Annotated in this window: 13 protein-coding genes and 1 CRISPR repeat array; of the genes, 2 read left to right on the forward strand and 11 right to left on the reverse strand. The window is 46.0% G+C overall.

Annotated features, from left to right (window positions below):
• Nucleotides 1-21: 21 nt before the first annotated feature.
• Nucleotides 22-1,713 carry a recombinase family protein gene (locus tag MCJ35_RS15340; RefSeq protein WP_025486484.1) on the forward strand — a complete coding sequence of 564 codons (1,692 nt, stop codon included), beginning with the start codon at nt 22-24 and terminating at the stop codon, nt 1,711-1,713.
• Nucleotides 1,714-2,338: 625 nt separating this feature from the next.
• Nucleotides 2,339-2,725: a BclA C-terminal domain-containing protein gene (locus tag MCJ35_RS31655; RefSeq protein ID WP_025486482.1), complete on the forward strand. Its 387-nt coding sequence runs from the start codon at nt 2,339-2,341 to the stop codon at nt 2,723-2,725.
• A gap of 196 nt (nt 2,726-2,921) precedes the next feature.
• On the opposite strand, the gene MCJ35_RS15350 is transcribed toward MCJ35_RS31655, so the two are convergent.
• The 11 genes from MCJ35_RS15350 to cas1c form a co-directional block, all read right to left on the reverse strand.
• Nucleotides 2,922-3,896, reverse strand: coding sequence for a peptidylprolyl isomerase (locus MCJ35_RS15350; protein WP_240299560.1), 975 nt, complete (start codon nt 3,894-3,896; stop codon nt 2,922-2,924).
• Between the two features lie 46 nt (nt 3,897-3,942).
• Complete coding sequence (locus tag MCJ35_RS15355; RefSeq protein WP_025486480.1) at nt 3,943-4,728, reverse strand: HAD family hydrolase; 786 nt, start codon at nt 4,726-4,728, stop codon at nt 3,943-3,945.
• Nucleotides 4,721-5,335, reverse strand: a complete 615-nt coding sequence (locus MCJ35_RS15360; protein ID WP_008717994.1) for a Maf family protein — start codon at nt 5,333-5,335, stop codon at nt 4,721-4,723. Before MCJ35_RS15360 ends, MCJ35_RS15355 begins: the two co-directional genes overlap by 8 nt.
• Before the next feature lie 86 nt (nt 5,336-5,421).
• Nucleotides 5,422-5,973, reverse strand: coding sequence for a putative ABC transporter permease (locus MCJ35_RS15365; protein ID WP_008717996.1), 552 nt, complete (start codon nt 5,971-5,973; stop codon nt 5,422-5,424).
• A gap of 47 nt (nt 5,974-6,020) precedes the next feature.
• A complete protein-coding gene (locus MCJ35_RS15370) occupies nt 6,021-6,467 on the reverse strand; it encodes a divergent PAP2 family protein (protein ID WP_025486479.1) in 447 nt (148 codons plus the stop codon).
• Between the two features lie 42 nt (nt 6,468-6,509).
• Complete coding sequence (locus tag MCJ35_RS15375) at nt 6,510-7,022, reverse strand: HD domain-containing protein (protein WP_040380747.1); 513 nt, start codon at nt 7,020-7,022, stop codon at nt 6,510-6,512.
• Between the two features lie 57 nt (nt 7,023-7,079).
• Nucleotides 7,080-8,525, reverse strand: coding sequence for a glycogen synthase GlgA (glgA, locus tag MCJ35_RS15380; protein WP_008718001.1), 1,446 nt, complete (start codon nt 8,523-8,525; stop codon nt 7,080-7,082).
• 97 nt (nt 8,526-8,622) lie between these two features.
• Nucleotides 8,623-9,441, reverse strand: coding sequence for a sporulation transcription factor Spo0A (spo0A, locus tag MCJ35_RS15385; RefSeq protein WP_008718004.1), 819 nt, complete (start codon nt 9,439-9,441; stop codon nt 8,623-8,625).
• Nucleotides 9,442-10,367: 926 nt separating this feature from the next.
• Nucleotides 10,368-11,111 carry a hypothetical protein gene (locus MCJ35_RS15390; RefSeq protein ID WP_025486477.1) on the reverse strand — a complete coding sequence of 248 codons (744 nt, stop codon included), beginning with the start codon at nt 11,109-11,111 and terminating at the stop codon, nt 10,368-10,370.
• An 815-nt stretch (nt 11,112-11,926) separates the two neighbouring features.
• Nucleotides 11,927-13,232: a CRISPR direct-repeat array (repeat unit 33 nt; unit sequence GCTTCAATCCACTCCCTTCGCAAGAAGGGAGAC).
• Between the two features lie 171 nt (nt 13,233-13,403).
• Nucleotides 13,404-13,694 carry a CRISPR-associated endonuclease Cas2 gene (gene cas2 / locus MCJ35_RS15395; RefSeq protein ID WP_025486476.1) on the reverse strand — a complete coding sequence of 97 codons (291 nt, stop codon included), beginning with the start codon at nt 13,692-13,694 and terminating at the stop codon, nt 13,404-13,406.
• An 8-nt stretch (nt 13,695-13,702) separates the two neighbouring features.
• On the reverse strand, nt 13,703-14,734 hold the full coding sequence (gene cas1c, locus MCJ35_RS15400; protein WP_025486475.1) for a type I-C CRISPR-associated endonuclease Cas1c: 1,032 nt from the start codon (nt 14,732-14,734) through the stop codon (nt 13,703-13,705).
• Nucleotides 14,735-14,754: the final 20 nt, after the last annotated feature.

Below are 14,754 nucleotides of genomic sequence, written 5' to 3' on the forward strand. Positions count from 1 at the left end.
TGATAAAGGAAGGAGGTTCACATGGCGCGAAAGAGCCGTGTTATCACTGAAACTCAAAAGCAGGAAAGCGTAAAATCATTTGAATGGAAAATCGGTATTTATATCAGACTTTCCAAAGAGGATTTAAGGAATAATGATGAATCCGAAAGTGTAACCAACCAGAGAAAAATCAATCTGGAATTTGTGGAAGAAAAATTCTGCAACGAAACGTATATCATTTATGATATTTATGTAGATGATGGACGTTCTGGAACAACAGAGGACACACGACCTGATTTTCAACGGTTATCAAAAGACATTCGTGAGGGTAATGTGAATTGCGTTGTTTGCAAAACTCTTGCCCGGGCCTTTCGTAACTATGCCGACCAGGGGAAGTTTCTGGAACAGTATCTCCCTACATACGGTTGCCGCTTTATCGCATTTGGCAATCCCTACGTTGACACATTCGCAAACCCTGACTGTACGCAAAACATGGAAATCCCAATAAATGGCCTTATGAATGACCGTTACGCGGCCAGAACGTCGGAAGATGTACGAAAGACATTTCGGACAAAACGCAACAATGGTGAGTTTATCGGTGCATTTGCCCCATACGGTTATTTGAAAAATCCAGAAAATAAAAATGCCTTTATTATTGATGAAGAAGCCGCTGAAATTGTAAAGGAGATATTCGAGAAATATCTGGCTGGTATGAGTAAACTCTCTATTGTACGGTACTTAAACGACCATAGTATTCTCTGCCCAACGGTATATAAACAAAAGCGATTAGGCTTGAAGTACCAAAATCCGCACAGTGACCCAACAAAAAACCCTCTTTGGAGTGAAAAGACAGTGGGGGACATACTTAAAAATCAAATGTATTGCGGTGATATGGTACAAGGGCGTTATCGTATAAAAAGTTACAAGGTCCATATTCAAGAGAAAGTCCCGGAGGACGAATGGTTTATTAAAGAAAAAACTCACGAGCCAATTATCGACCGGGAAATCTTTGATAAAGTCCAGCGGTTATTACAAAAGGACACTCGCACATCTCCTAAAAATGATACGCTATATTTGTTCAGTGGTTTCCTGCGTTGTGCTGACTGCGAAAAAGCTATGATAAGAAGTGAAGTTAAAAAACATGTATATTACTACTGTTCGACTTATAAGAGACGGTCAAAAAAAGCCTGTACGAAACATTCCATACAGCATAATCGCTTAGAAGCGGCTGTCCTGTTTGCAATTCAGCAGTATGTATACCTTGCAATCGACTATACAAAAATCATTGAACAGATTAACAGGGCTCCAATCATCAAGAGCCAGGATAAGAAATTGTTGGAGGCTATCTCCAAAAAGGAACGGGAGCTTGCCAAGGTAATTCGATATAAACAGGCTGTTTATCAAGATTGGAAAGACAACGAGATTAGCCAGACCGATTACCGCCGTATGCGGGAGGACTATGAAGCACAGGAAAAAGAGATAACTACAACGATTAAAAAACTACAAAACGAGAGAGCCGAACAAGAAAACGGTGTAGACACTGAAAATCCTTTTCTGGTTGCCTTTCGCAAATATGAAAATGTCACCACACTATCAAGGGACATTCTGATTGATTTTGTTGACAGTATCACAGTTTATGAAGGCGGCAATATCAGCATTGTTCTTCGCTTTGCTGATGAACTCCGCCGGGTGCAGGATTTCATTGAAATCAACACCCATTCCGAAGCGGTTTAATATGACCGCATTTTAATTAATAATTGGTTTTCTTATTATCCATGGCCCCACCGGACCCACTGGACCCACTGGCGCTGACGGTGTTACCGGGCCTACCGGGTCCACTGGCACCAAAGGCGTTACCGGGCCTACCGGACCTACTGGCGCTGACGGTGTTACCGGACCGACCGGACCCACTGGCGTCACTGGTGCCAATGGCGTTACCGGACCGACCGGACCTACTGGCGTCACTGGTGCCAATGGCGTTACCGGACCGACCGGACCGACTGGACCTACTGGCGCTGACGGTGTTACCGGACCGACCGGACCCACTGGCGCTACTGGTACCAATGGCGTTACCGGGCCTACCGGAGCCACTGGAACAGCAGGTGCTGCCGGAGCTACCGGACCGACCGGAGCTACTGGTGCTGCCGGAGCTACTGGCCCAACCGGAGCTACTGGCCCAACTGGTGCTGCCGGAGCCACTGGTGCCGCCGGAGCTACTGGCCCTACCGGAGCCACTGGCCCAGCCGGAGCCACCGGCCCTACCGGTGCCACTGGTGCCGTCGGAGCTACTGGCCCAACCGGAGCCACCGGCCCAACTGGTGCCACTGGCCCTACCGGAACTTCTGTTACTGCCACCAGAATGAATGCACTTAACACATCAGGAACCACCCTTGCGGTAATTCTTGGGGGTACAGCAGTTCCACTTCCTGATGACCATGTATTAAACAATTTTACAGTCAATGCTGCCAATACAATCTTTACCGTTTCAGCAACAGGCTCTTATCTTATAACCTATACGGTCCGAACCACGGCCGCTTTGCTGTTATCCTCACGTATATTGAGGAACGGCACTGCATTACCTGGCTCCGTTATATCTCCTGCTGTATCAGCCAGCGCTTTCTCGACAACCCTTATTGCCGACCTGACTGCCGGTGATACACTGGAAGTACAGCTGTTCGGACTTGTGGGAACCGCCGTACTTCAGGGAGGTACCGGCGCAAGCCTGGCAGTGGTACGTCTCGCGTGACAATGATAAAAGGGGCCGGATATCCGGCCCCAGACTCATAGAAGCATAATCGCCCTATTCTTAACACACCCTAATGTCCTGGACTGTACTTAAAATCCCTGTCACAGGGATACGATGTCAACGCAGAGGGTTCCAATGTTGACCGCAGCGGATCAGCTGCCAGTCCATACCAAGTCCATCCCGCCCTCCGTATCCTCTAACGGACCGTAAAATAATTGTGGTACATCTGGAAAAAGTTATCCGTGGTACATCCTTCCCCTTTGGAGAAATCCACGATTTCATCCAGACTATCCTTAAGTTTTACGGTGTGTTCCTTTACAAACGGTTCATAGATGGCCAGGAATGCCCTGGTCTTTTTCTCCTGGGCCAGCATGCTCTTTCTCGCCGCGGTGGCTTCCTCATCATAGGCATTGGTACATTTAAGGATGTAATATTTCCCATCCAGTTCCAGGATATCGCTGATTTCATTCTGCTCCAGGGAAAATGCAACCTCCTCCCTGGTATCCATTTGGCTGCTCCATTCCAGGGTATGGTTAATCTGCACATCCCTGGAACTCCTGGATGCAATATTGGCAAAGTCGGCATTGGCCTGCTGTACCTGGGACAGTATATCTTCAGCCCGTTCCCTGGAGTCCAGCACAATCTGCTGTACCTGGATTACTTTTGCCTCTGCATCGCTCACCTCCAGATTCTCATCCTTTGTAAGTTCTGCCACCAGCTTATCCGCCCTGTAATATTCACAGTACAGGTCATAGACCTCATGCTCAGTCACATCCATATAATCCCGGTCCTGCTCCGACAGCCCACGGTAATATTCTTTTGCCAGTGACTTCAGACTGTCCTTTTCCTGCCCGGTCAGTTCTATCTCCTGTTCATCCGCCATAAGGTTGGTGGTCCCCAGTTCAATGAGGAACTGCTCAATCTGGCCCAGCAGCTTTTCCTCAAATGTGGCGCCGCTGTCATCCGCCTTTACAGACCACAGCTGGCTGGTATATATGTTCTGATACCGGTTGCGTTCCGTGGCTGCGACCACCATGATCTGTCCCTTTGTGTAATCCTTTTCAACTGTCCTCACACCTTCAGATGATACCGTCTTTTTGGAACAGCCGGTAACCGACAGCCCAAATACCAGGCACATGGCCAGCCCCATATAAACAGCCCGCTTTTTCATCCCCCGTACTCTTATTATTTTACTTATGTCCAATACGGAACTCCTTTCAAAGCAGGTGTTTCAGGATTTTAAGCACACCGTCATTCTCATTACTGTCTGCCTGGAACCTGGCTGCCTTCCTCACCTCATCCCTTGCATTGGCCACCGCGAAACTATAGTAAGCCTGTTCCAGCATTTCCAGGTCATTTAACTGGTCCCCGAATGCCATGGTCTCTTCAGGCTTTATGTCCAGGCTTTCCTGAATCGTGCGGATTGCCCTGCCTTTATTCACACCTTTGGCCATACAGTCCATCCACATATCACCTGCACAGGACATCTTCAGTTCGTCCTTAAACTCCTCATAAATGTCCCTGCTGGCAGCCTCAATGCCTTCCGGCTTATAAATCGATACCTTCACACACGGCTCATCCAATTCAAGGAGGTCATTTACCCGTGTCAGATTGAACTTATAACTCTCTATGAGCCAGTTCATCAGTTCCTCATTGGAGGATTCCAGATAATCCCCATTGGCTCCTGCATAAACAATCTCCAGGTCCGGATATTGGCGGACCTTTCTTATCATGCGGTGGACCAGTTCCTTCTCTATCGAATACACATAAAGGCTCCTGCCGCAGCAGCCCACATACGCCCCATTGTTGGCGACATAGAATATCTTCCTCTTAACCGGTTCAAATGCATGTTCCACGCTGGCCCAGGGCCTTCCGCTGGCAATGGCAAACTGAATCCCTTTTTCGCGCAGCTTTAAAATGGTCTCAAATACTTCCGGATTAATCTTTGACGAACCGTCCGGCACAAGGGTCCCATCCACATCCGATACAATCAGCTTAATCATCTTCCCTGTCCTCCAAAAGTACTTTTATCTCCTGGTTCAGCCGCCCAAGAGGCAGGCCCACCACATTGGCATAATCCCCGTCAATCCCCTTTATATAGGCTGCAAACCGGCCCTGTATCCCGTATGCGCCGGCCTTATCAAGAGGTTCGCCGCATCCTGCGTAGTCACTCATTTCCTCAGGCGTCATGGGATATACATGTACATCGGTCTTCTCAGCAAAGGTAACTCCATGGGTCCTTCCCTCTCCCAGGCAGAGAAGCACGGTCACCCCGGTATATACCTGATGGGTTCTGCCCTGAATTTTCCCAATCATCTCATATGCCCTCATAGGTGTTCCCGGCTTTCCAAGAATCTCACTTCCCACAGCCACCACCGTATCTGCCCCGATTACCATGGTACCTGCCCCGCATCCGGCTGCTATGTCCTCCGCCTTCTGCCTGGACAGTTCCATGACCACCTGCTCCGGCCTTCTTTCGCCGGTCTCTTCCTCCAACTGACTGGGCCTGATTTCCGGTTCAATGCCAATCTGGCCCAGAAGTTCCTTTCTCCTGGGAGAGGCGGACGCCAGCACAACATGGTATCCGCCCCATTGTTCACCTCTATTCATGTCTTACTCCTATCATAATCTTCAGCCTCGCACAGCCTGTAGGATGTGCGGCCAGCATACCTGCCATACCACAGCGGTACGCCATGTCAATAAACCTTCAGCCGTCCTATAACCGGCTCCTCTTCCTCCATACCGCCCATGCGCAGCCTCAGGCAGTGTATGAAATCCACCAGGTAGAATACCGTCAGCCCCACTGCCAGCATATTGCCAACATTGCCGGGGATGCGGATTACCAGGGTGCGGACCCTGCTGTCCAGCACGTAGAAGAAAAACAGGCCCAAAAGCCCCCAGGCCAGGCTGCTCTCCAGGCATACCATTCCTCTATAATTAAATGCCTTGTGGCTGTAATCCCACCAAAATGCGCCAAACAGGCGCACCATGATATTGGCAGTCACCAGCTCCAGGGTGGTGGCCATTGCCATGGATGCAGTATAAAGTTCAATCGGCCTTCCTGAAACCGGGCTTAAAAGCATACATGCCCCCAATGCCCCAAATCCATATATGATGCAAAAGGGGCCATGGCCAAAGCCACGGTCCACCACCGGCCGCTTATATTCAACACTGAGAACGACACATTCCAGTAAATATCCAAGGAAACTATACATAAAAAACCAGTTGATGAAGCTATAAATATCCATTCTATCTTCTGTCCTTCCTGTCTAATGTGACGCTATCCCCCAACACACTAAAAGTAAGGATTCATTCCCAGGGCCAGCAGGATTCCAAGAATCGCACCAGCCATGACCTGAAGCGGCGTATGTCCCACATATTCCTTAAGCTTCTCCTGAAGCACCTCCGCGTTCAGCTTCAGTTTCAGCGGATTCTCACTAAGGATGGAATTGAGAAGCTTGGCCTGCTTGCCGGTCTCGCGTCTCACCCCGATGGCGTCATACATAACAACCATGGACACCACGAATGACACCGCAAATTCAAAGGAGCCAACCCCGTATTTAAGCATGGCGGCCGTGGTCATGCCGCAAACAGTGGCTGAGTGGGAACTGGGCATGCCGCCTGAACCCACCAAACGCTCCGCATTAAAGCTTTTATTGAGAGCAAAGTCAATCAGTGTCTTAAGGAACTGGGCAACCACCCATCCCATGACCGCACTGACAAGAACCTGATTGCCAAGCATTTCTGTCCAAACATTCATATTGTTTTTCTCTTTCCCCTTTCGCTAACGTCTGGCCGGCTGTGCAAAAAAGCACATCATCAGCCAGCGCTTAAACCGGGCCGTTGTTTCCAATGTACTGCATAGCTTATCCGCACAGGTCACGGCATATCCAGCCTTGGTCACAGGCGGTATGGGCGTCAGGGGCCACATATGGCGGAGGATGATAACCTCCTCTTCCCCTGTCAGTTCAAAATACTTCCCTGCGTTGCGGAGCGCTTCCTTGGGATGGGTAAACCCATGAAAATGCTTCCCTGTTTCCCTGGCATGTGTATGCCAGTCGTATAAAAACAAATCATGGAGAAGCCCTGCTCTCGCAGCGCTTCTCCAATTTCCTCCAAACCTTTTACATAACTTATATCCTAAATATGAAACCTGTATGCAGTGGGCTTTACATGTGGTAGTCCCATGCTGTATATACTGATCCATAGACTGGAATACAGGATGCTCTAAAATGTCCCTGACACAATCCATATATTCCTGATTCCCCGTGTAGTCATATAATCCGGACGGCTCCATGGGCATCACACCTTTCTTCTTTTATCAGATTCATTATCTGACATTTCAGGTCCGCTGTCAATATCCAATCAGCCAATCATAAAGTTCCTGATACTTGGCGGCAGAGGTTGACCAGGAATAATCCTTTGCCATGGCCCTGTCTATGATCTTGTTCCATTCACGGCGCTTATTGTAGTAAATATACATTGCATACCGCACGCTGCCCAACATCTCATGGGCATTGTAGTTGGCAAATGAAAATCCGGTACCGGCGCCCTCATATTCATTATATGGTTCAACCGTATCCTTTAATCCGCCTGTCTCCCTTACAATGGGAACCGTTCCATAACGGAGGGACATGAGCTGGCTCAAACCGCACGGCTCAAACAGGGACGGCATAAGGAATGCATCACACGCCGCGTAAATCTTATGTGACATTGGCTCAGAATAGTAAATCTGAGCGGACACCTTATCATGGTACTTCCAGTCATAATGACGGAACATGTTCTCATATCTCTCGTCGCCGGTTCCCAGGACTACCAGCTGCATGTTATCATTACACAGCTCATCCATGACGCCCTGAATCAGATCCAGGCCCTTCTGGTCCGTGAGACGTGAGACAATTCCCACCATGAACTTCTTCTCATCCACAGGCAGTCCCAGTTCCTCCTGGAGCGCCTTCTTATTCTTTGCTTTTTCCTTGCGGAAATTCCTGGCATTGTACTTCTGGACAATATATGGGTCTGTCTCAGGATTGAATTCATCGTAATCAATACCATTGACAATACCTCTCAGGCTGTTTGCCCGGGATCGCATAAGTCCATCCAGGCCTTCGCCATAGAACGGCATCTTAATCTCTTCCGCATAGGTATCGCTTACCGTGGTAATGGCATCTGCAAATACAATTCCGCCCTTTAACAGATTACCGTCCTTATAAGCTTCCAGCTTATCCGGAGTAAAGTAATAGCTGGGCAGTTCCGTAAAGCGCTGGATTGTCTTAACGTCCCATACGCCCTGGAACTTAAGGTTATGGATAGTGATGACAGACTTCATATCACGGAAGAAATCACCCTCATGGAACTTATCCTTAAGAAGCACGGGTATCAGTCCTGTCTGCCAGTCATGGCAGTGTACCACATCAGGCTGGAATCCGATAACAGGCAGTGCGGACAAAGCCGCCCTGCAGAAGAAACAGAACTTCTCCAGATCCCAGTACCAGTCTCCATATGGCTTGGGACCGTTAAAATAGCTTTCATTATCAATGAAATAAAAAGTAATGCCTTCATGTACATACTTGAGGATGCCTACGTAGCGGCTCTGTCCCAGGAAGTCCATATAAAAATGGTCCACATATTCCATCTTGGAACGCCACTGTTCCTTGATGCACAGGTACTTCGGTATCATGACCCTTACATCGAAATACTCTTTGTCAAAGCATTTGGGCAGAGAGCCAACCACGTCTGCCAGTCCTCCTGTTTTGATAAACGGCACTGCTTCTGAAGCTGCAAATAATATTTTCTTCATCCAAACCTCCCTCTCCTGACGAACAGGTTCCTTATGCCTTTCCATATAGTATACCGTATTTTACCGAAATTAGGAAGTTTTTTCTGACGAAATTGTTTTAAATTTTTTTGTATTCTAACAATATTTTATCTGAAATCAGCGCAATAAACTCGGAGTTGGTAGGTTTACCTTTGCCTGTGCTGATTGTATACCCGAACACCTCGTCAATGGTCTCCATTTTCCCTCTTCCCCATGCAACCTCAATCGCATGACGGATGGCTCTTTCCACACGGCTTGCAGTTGTCTGGTTCCGTTTGGCGATGGCGGGATAGAGGATTTTTGTGACGGAACTCATCATCTCCTGGTCCTCCACGGACATTGCGATTGCATCCCTTAAGTACTGGTAACCCTTGATATGGGCTGGTATCCCAAGTTCATGAAGCATTTTCGTAATATCCGTCTCCAGATGTTCCTTCATGTACTCTTCCCTGGTGATGTGCGACTCCTCTCCAGGTTCAAATGGAGCAGATACCACCTTTCCAGTCATCTGTTTCTCAGGCAGTTTTCCAATATGACGAATTTTATTCACCAGGATTTCTTTGTCAAAAGGCTTCATCAAATAGTAGTTGGCGCCTGCTTTAAACGCATCTTCTGTCATCTGTTCCCCGCCTACTGCACTTAAAATGATAAACGCAGGGTTTTTCATAAATGTATGTTCGCTCTTGACCTTTTCCACAACAGATATACCGTCAATTTTCGGCATAACTAAATCCAACAGCACAATATCCGGCGTTGTATCTACAATCATATCAATGGCATCTGCGCCATTGTCAGCCTTTCCAATCACGGATAATCCATCTTCAGCGTTAATCAGCTCATCCAGAGTATTCAGAATCAGCGGATTGTCATCAACAATCGCAACATTCAGCTTTTCCACTTCCTTTTACCTCCTAAAATTGTTTGCCTATGCTAAACTGCCTGCTAAAATATGTGTTAGTTGATTTTCGACCTTATGGTTTACAAAAATCCATATCATTCGTCCTGAGCTCCTGGCGAATCTTATTATATATGCTCCCCATAGCATATATCAACGATTCGTGGTCGCAATTTTAGACACGTGTCGAATTATCATTGTATCATTGAGGGTGACATTTTGCAATATATTGTTTTATCTATTAACAAATTTGTAATTAATATCCAGTACATTTTTGGAAATATTACACAATTCGACACCTTTTTTATCATTTCCCTCTTTTTTCGACCATTATGTCCATATTTCTACAGGCAATATATAGAACGCACAGTCCCTTCATTTCTCCCTGTCTTTTGATTCAGAAAATTTTAAAATCCTGTCGGAACAGGATACCTGTAAACCGCAGATTCTTTGTGGAATGCGTATAGAATAGCCCCCCTGCCGCCGTCTATATGAGACACCGTTCCCCGGCAGATACCATACCGTTCCTGGATGTCCTTGGTATATTATCAAAATAATCCCGGGCTTTGCAGCATTAAATTGTTATTTAATCCACTGGATTGCAGGTAAAAAGAAGGAAAAGCCATTTCATGTGCCATAAAATAAAGTTATATGGCCGTGATTAAACAAGCTAGTTATATGACACAGAATTATGTCTGTCTCCTGATTTGGTATCTATAACAATAATTCATACAATCCAGCAGCTGGCGCCTTTTCTCTTTCAGAACCATCTAATTCCGTTACTCAACAGGAATACGGTTTACTGTGCATTATCCGACATCAGGCACATCCAGTCCTGGTTCTCATAACAGATAACAGATGAAAAAGACGGCCCGCTCATAAGAACCGGCCGCCCATTGACATGTCTGTATCAGACAGACATTATCTCGTCATCTGTGTTTTTTCTTTTCATTCTCATAGATTTCCAGAAACTCCACTGGATTTTTAGTAAAGATTTTTTCCAATTCATAAGACAGGGAAAATGGATCATAATCACTAAAAACATTGGGTATGTACTGATAAAGCTTATCCGCTATGCCCTGGACATGCTCTATATCAGTCCCGGTCAGGCTGTAGATTTTATTTTCAGTGAAAATGAGAAGCTTCACAATAAACGGGCCTCCCTTAATCCCAACTTGGGCGCATATCCAATAAACCTTATGGCGTGGGATAGCCGTTACCTTTGAAGTACCTTTGGGGCCGCCCTTTACCCCGCATAGAAGCAAATAAGAAGGCATCAAAACAATCTTCTCTCCAGATGCCTTCGCAGGATCTGAAAATTTGTCTATGTATTCCTCTACCAGGATTTTACCCTCAAGCGCTTCCCCGTCAATAATCCTTCCAGCCGCTTCCTGTGTATTATCCTTATAAGGGAGAAATAAATTATCGCCGTTCCTGGCGGTCCGTCCTGTTGCAATCAATTTAATCACTGTGCAAACCAGCACAAGACCTATTATGATGATTAAGTAAAAAGATATACTGCCATAAGAAATATCGTTGAAATTGATGGAATCCTTTCCAAGAAGATAAATTACTGCGAGGGCACAGGCAAACACAATCAATAATTTGTAAAACATTTTCCTCGTTGCCCTATTAACACGTTCTGATTCCTGTTCCAAGTATCCATGATCCATATTGGCTTTCTCCTTATAAGTTTATTCCGTACTGTTTACTTACGTATAACTGCATGGTTTATTTTTCAATTCATTATACTGTTTTTTCTTTCTGAGCACAAGTCAATTCAGATGGGAAGATGCTGGATTGTAAGTTACCAGGATTGAGGTAACCAAGGCCTTGAAGCAGCCACTCCTGGGGATACAATCCTTTAACCTCCTCTGAAGCAGTTACCTGGAATGTTATTGATATTGATAGGAGGTTACATTTCTGCCGTTATCATAAAAAGGCCCCTGCATATTCAGCTATGGCGGAGCCGTTTAATTATGTTTAATTTTTTAAGCTGTTAGTGTGGAATTGCTGGGAACAGACTTTTCTTTATATTTTTAAACATTAAAGGCGAACCCCATAAATCATATTGTTGCAATCGCCTTCAACTTATTCTAGAAATATATGATATATCTGATTAAATTTAATATCGCAATGTTTTTCAAGATTAAAATATTCACTTCTGAAAAAACTTTTCTCTCTGTTTTTTCGGATGGGATTTTTTCTTGAATACAGATTATAACTATTTCATAATCACCAGGACCATATTTTTATATTACTTCCTGCAAAACAATTTGCATCAAACATTTAGTCCTTACTGATACACAATATCATAATTCCGTAACACAAGATAGAATAATTCTTTGCTTAAATTACATAGTTGAATCATACTTTTTCCACAAAGGGCGACTGTTTCGATTTTTCCTAATCTGGTCGTACTTTTACTTCTATCCTCCCTTTATGAAATGAGATACATGCAGACATCATATAGTACCATGTATTATCAATTTCAATTCACTCCCTTCGCAAGAAGGGAGACCTTTTCGAATACCAGTCCTGTATGCCAATAGAATCTCTTCAATCCACTCCCTTCGTAAGAAGGGAGACGCCAATCGTGACTGTATAAGTCTTGTCACTTATATGCTTCAATCCACTCCCTTCGCAAGAAGGGAGACGCCTCCGGTTCTCTTTACAGATACCTGTCCATCGCTTCAATCCACTCCCTTCGCAAGAAGGGAGACCAGCGTGTCATAGATGTGCTTTGGGGCATTGTCGCTTCAATCCACTCCCTTCGCAAGAAGGGAGACAGGGTACGTACCCATATCAACTGACCTGTATTATGCTTCAATCCACTCCCTTCGCAAGAAGGGAGACAATTTTAGGAGAAACCCCAATCCAATTATCAACTGCTTCAATCCACTCCCTTCGCAAGAAGGGAGACAAACTTCCTGTAATCTTTATTATCGTGAGATAATGCTTCAATCCACTCCCTTCGCAAGAAGGGAGACTGCATGGCCATTGCGTTGGATGTGGCGGCTTTTAAGCTTCAATCCACTCCCTTCGCAAGAAGGGAGACGAGGGGCCCTGCGGCCCCTCAACCTGACAGGAGGGCTTCAATCCACTCCCTTCGCAAGAAGGGAGACGAATAGGAAAGAGTACGTTTCTGGCCTATCTGGGGCTTCAATCCACTCCCTTCGCAAGAAGGGAGACCCGGTGAGATCTGCGCTCTGGAGTCCGGCAATATGCTTCAATCCACTCCCTTCGCAAGAAGGGAGACAGGCCCCTGGCAGGGCTGAGTGCAAGAAAGGGAATGCTTCAATCCACTCCCTTCGCAAGAAGGGAGACAAGGGGAGTATGGAAGACTTGCGGACTATTTCGTGCTTCAATCCACTCCCTTCGCAAGAAGGGAGACAACTAACTCTAAACCCACATACCCACAACACACAAGCTTCAATCCACTCCCTTCGCAAGAAGGGAGACCATTTGAGCCCCCCCTTTGTTATTATCCGTTTGGCTTCAATCCACTCCCTTCGCAAGAAGGGAGACTGGCAATGGCATCATAATCTGTATCACGTTGGTCGCTTCAATCCACTCCCTTCGCAAGAAGGGAGACCGTAAATTCAGCCCCTGCTACTGGCATCCCTCCTGCTTCAATCCACTCCCTTCGCAAGAAGGGAGACATCGAATGTGGCTGCAAACTCCCCAAGTGCACTGCTTCAATCCACTCCCTTCGCAAGAAGGGAGACAGTGAGGATTGCCACAAAATCACTAACTGGCACGCTTCAATCCACTCCCTTCGCAAGAAGGGAGACAGCAAATATTACCAATAAACCACTCTAAAATTTATCTATAACTAACATTTTTTCTACCATACACGTCCCAAAACTTCCCCCAAAACAATCAAACCGTTTATCATAATCCCATATCCATATCATAATCCAGTGCGAATCCCCCAGGGTTTTAATGAGAGCATCACATTCGCACTACATAATCAAAGGTTCTGTTACATCGAATCCTGGCTTTGCCCCCATATGCTCCACCTTATTTTTATACTTGTCACCCAAATAGTAAAATCTCAGGCTATCCACATTTTTATCTATAATCTTTTCCAGGATAGCTTTTACTTCCCTGCATTTTGCAGCATCCATATTACATTCAAAGACTGAATTCTGGACCCGCTGGCCATAATTGACACATTGCTTAGCCACCTGCCGGAGACGTTTCCTTCCAGCCGCTGTTTCTGTATTCACATCATATGTGATTAACACAAGCATCCCATCACCTACTTCCAAAAGAAGGGAGGATATTCATCCAAGTCACCACGGATATACCGAGCCAGCAATAGGGCCTGAACGTATGGTACCATCCCCCATTCTACTTTTTCTCCTAAAAAGGGATGACGGATTATCTCCTGTTTTTTCATCTGCCACTGAGACAGGAACAGCTTTCTGGTGTCATCATCCATAATCACTGCTCCATTTTCCTTTTGGTCAAATCCCTCCGGCTTCACTATTTTTTTATTAATTAAGGTCAACACAAAACGGTCCGCCAGCACACTTCTTAATTCTTCCACCATATCCAAAGCTAATGATATCCTTCCTGGTCTGTCTGTGTGGAAAAACCCCGCATATGGATCCAATCCCACCGTCTCCAACGCTCCTGCACACATCCCTGTCAACAGTGTATACGCAAACGACAGCATGGCGTTTACCTTATCTGTGGGCGGACGCTTTGATCGTCCGCGAAAAAAGAAATCCTCTTTTTGCTGCAATATCAAATCATCAAATACGGAAAAATAAACAGATGCCGCTTCTCCCTCAAGCCCCCTTAACACATCCGGTTCCTTACACACCCTTATTTTTTTCAGGGAATCTGATAAAAAACCGGATTTTCTCTTCAGCTTCTCTCCATCTAACCTCATAGGATAATCCCTAACTGCGCGCTCCAGTACCCATTTTTCATTATATACTTTTCCTGCTATGCAGTTCCGGGAAATATCCATGCTCTTCTCTAAATCCCAGGCAATCCTATATTGTTCCCTGCGCAGTGTGATATTCCCACGCACCTCGCCGGACACCCTGGCCAGAAACCGCCCGCTTCTTGACAGGAAGGATATGCCGATATCCCGTTTCGCACATGCTGCCATAAGCGCCGGACTGGCTCCCGTATAGCCAAAGGTCACGATTGCTTCCAGATTATGCAGAGGCACCCTTCCTATTTCTTCCTGTTTTTCATAAACCACCACATTTTCCCCGTCCAGGGACAGATATCGGTCCGGTGAGGTAATATAAAGTGTGTTCAGAAGTCTTTTCATGACAGCTCCTTATCTGGTAT

Origin of the sequence: Enterocloster sp. OA13, from assembly GCF_022440595.1 — a bacterium.
GTDB classification, from domain to species: domain Bacteria; phylum Bacillota; class Clostridia; order Lachnospirales; family Lachnospiraceae; genus Enterocloster; species Enterocloster hominis.

What these genes read in the sequence shown, in the direction of transcription:
- MCJ35_RS15340 (WP_025486484.1), top strand. Translation starts at nt 22, where the DNA reads ATGGCGCGAAAGAGCCGTGTTATCACTGAAACTCAAAAGCAGGAAAGC.
- MCJ35_RS31655 (WP_025486482.1), top strand. Translation starts at nt 2,339, where the DNA reads ATGAATGCACTTAACACATCAGGAACCACCCTTGCGGTAATTCTTGGG.
- MCJ35_RS15350 (WP_240299560.1), bottom strand. Translation starts at nt 3,896, where the DNA reads ATGAAAAAGCGGGCTGTTTATATGGGGCTGGCCATGTGCCTGGTATTT.
- MCJ35_RS15355 (WP_025486480.1), bottom strand. Translation starts at nt 4,728, where the DNA reads ATGATTAAGCTGATTGTATCGGATGTGGATGGGACCCTTGTGCCGGAC.
- MCJ35_RS15360 (WP_008717994.1), bottom strand. Translation starts at nt 5,335, where the DNA reads ATGAATAGAGGTGAACAATGGGGCGGATACCATGTTGTGCTGGCGTCC.
- MCJ35_RS15365 (WP_008717996.1), bottom strand. Translation starts at nt 5,973, where the DNA reads ATGGATATTTATAGCTTCATCAACTGGTTTTTTATGTATAGTTTCCTT.
- MCJ35_RS15370 (WP_025486479.1), bottom strand. Translation starts at nt 6,467, where the DNA reads ATGCTTGGCAATCAGGTTCTTGTCAGTGCGGTCATGGGATGGGTGGTT.
- MCJ35_RS15375 (WP_040380747.1), bottom strand. Translation starts at nt 7,022, where the DNA reads ATGGAGCCGTCCGGATTATATGACTACACGGGGAATCAGGAATATATG.
- glgA (WP_008718001.1), bottom strand. Translation starts at nt 8,525, where the DNA reads ATGAAGAAAATATTATTTGCAGCTTCAGAAGCAGTGCCGTTTATCAAA.
- MCJ35_RS15390 (WP_025486477.1), bottom strand. Translation starts at nt 11,111, where the DNA reads ATGGATCATGGATACTTGGAACAGGAATCAGAACGTGTTAATAGGGCA.
- cas2 (WP_025486476.1), bottom strand. Translation starts at nt 13,694, where the DNA reads ATGCTTGTGTTAATCACATATGATGTGAATACAGAAACAGCGGCTGGA.
- cas1c (WP_025486475.1), bottom strand. Translation starts at nt 14,734, where the DNA reads ATGAAAAGACTTCTGAACACACTTTATATTACCTCACCGGACCGATAT.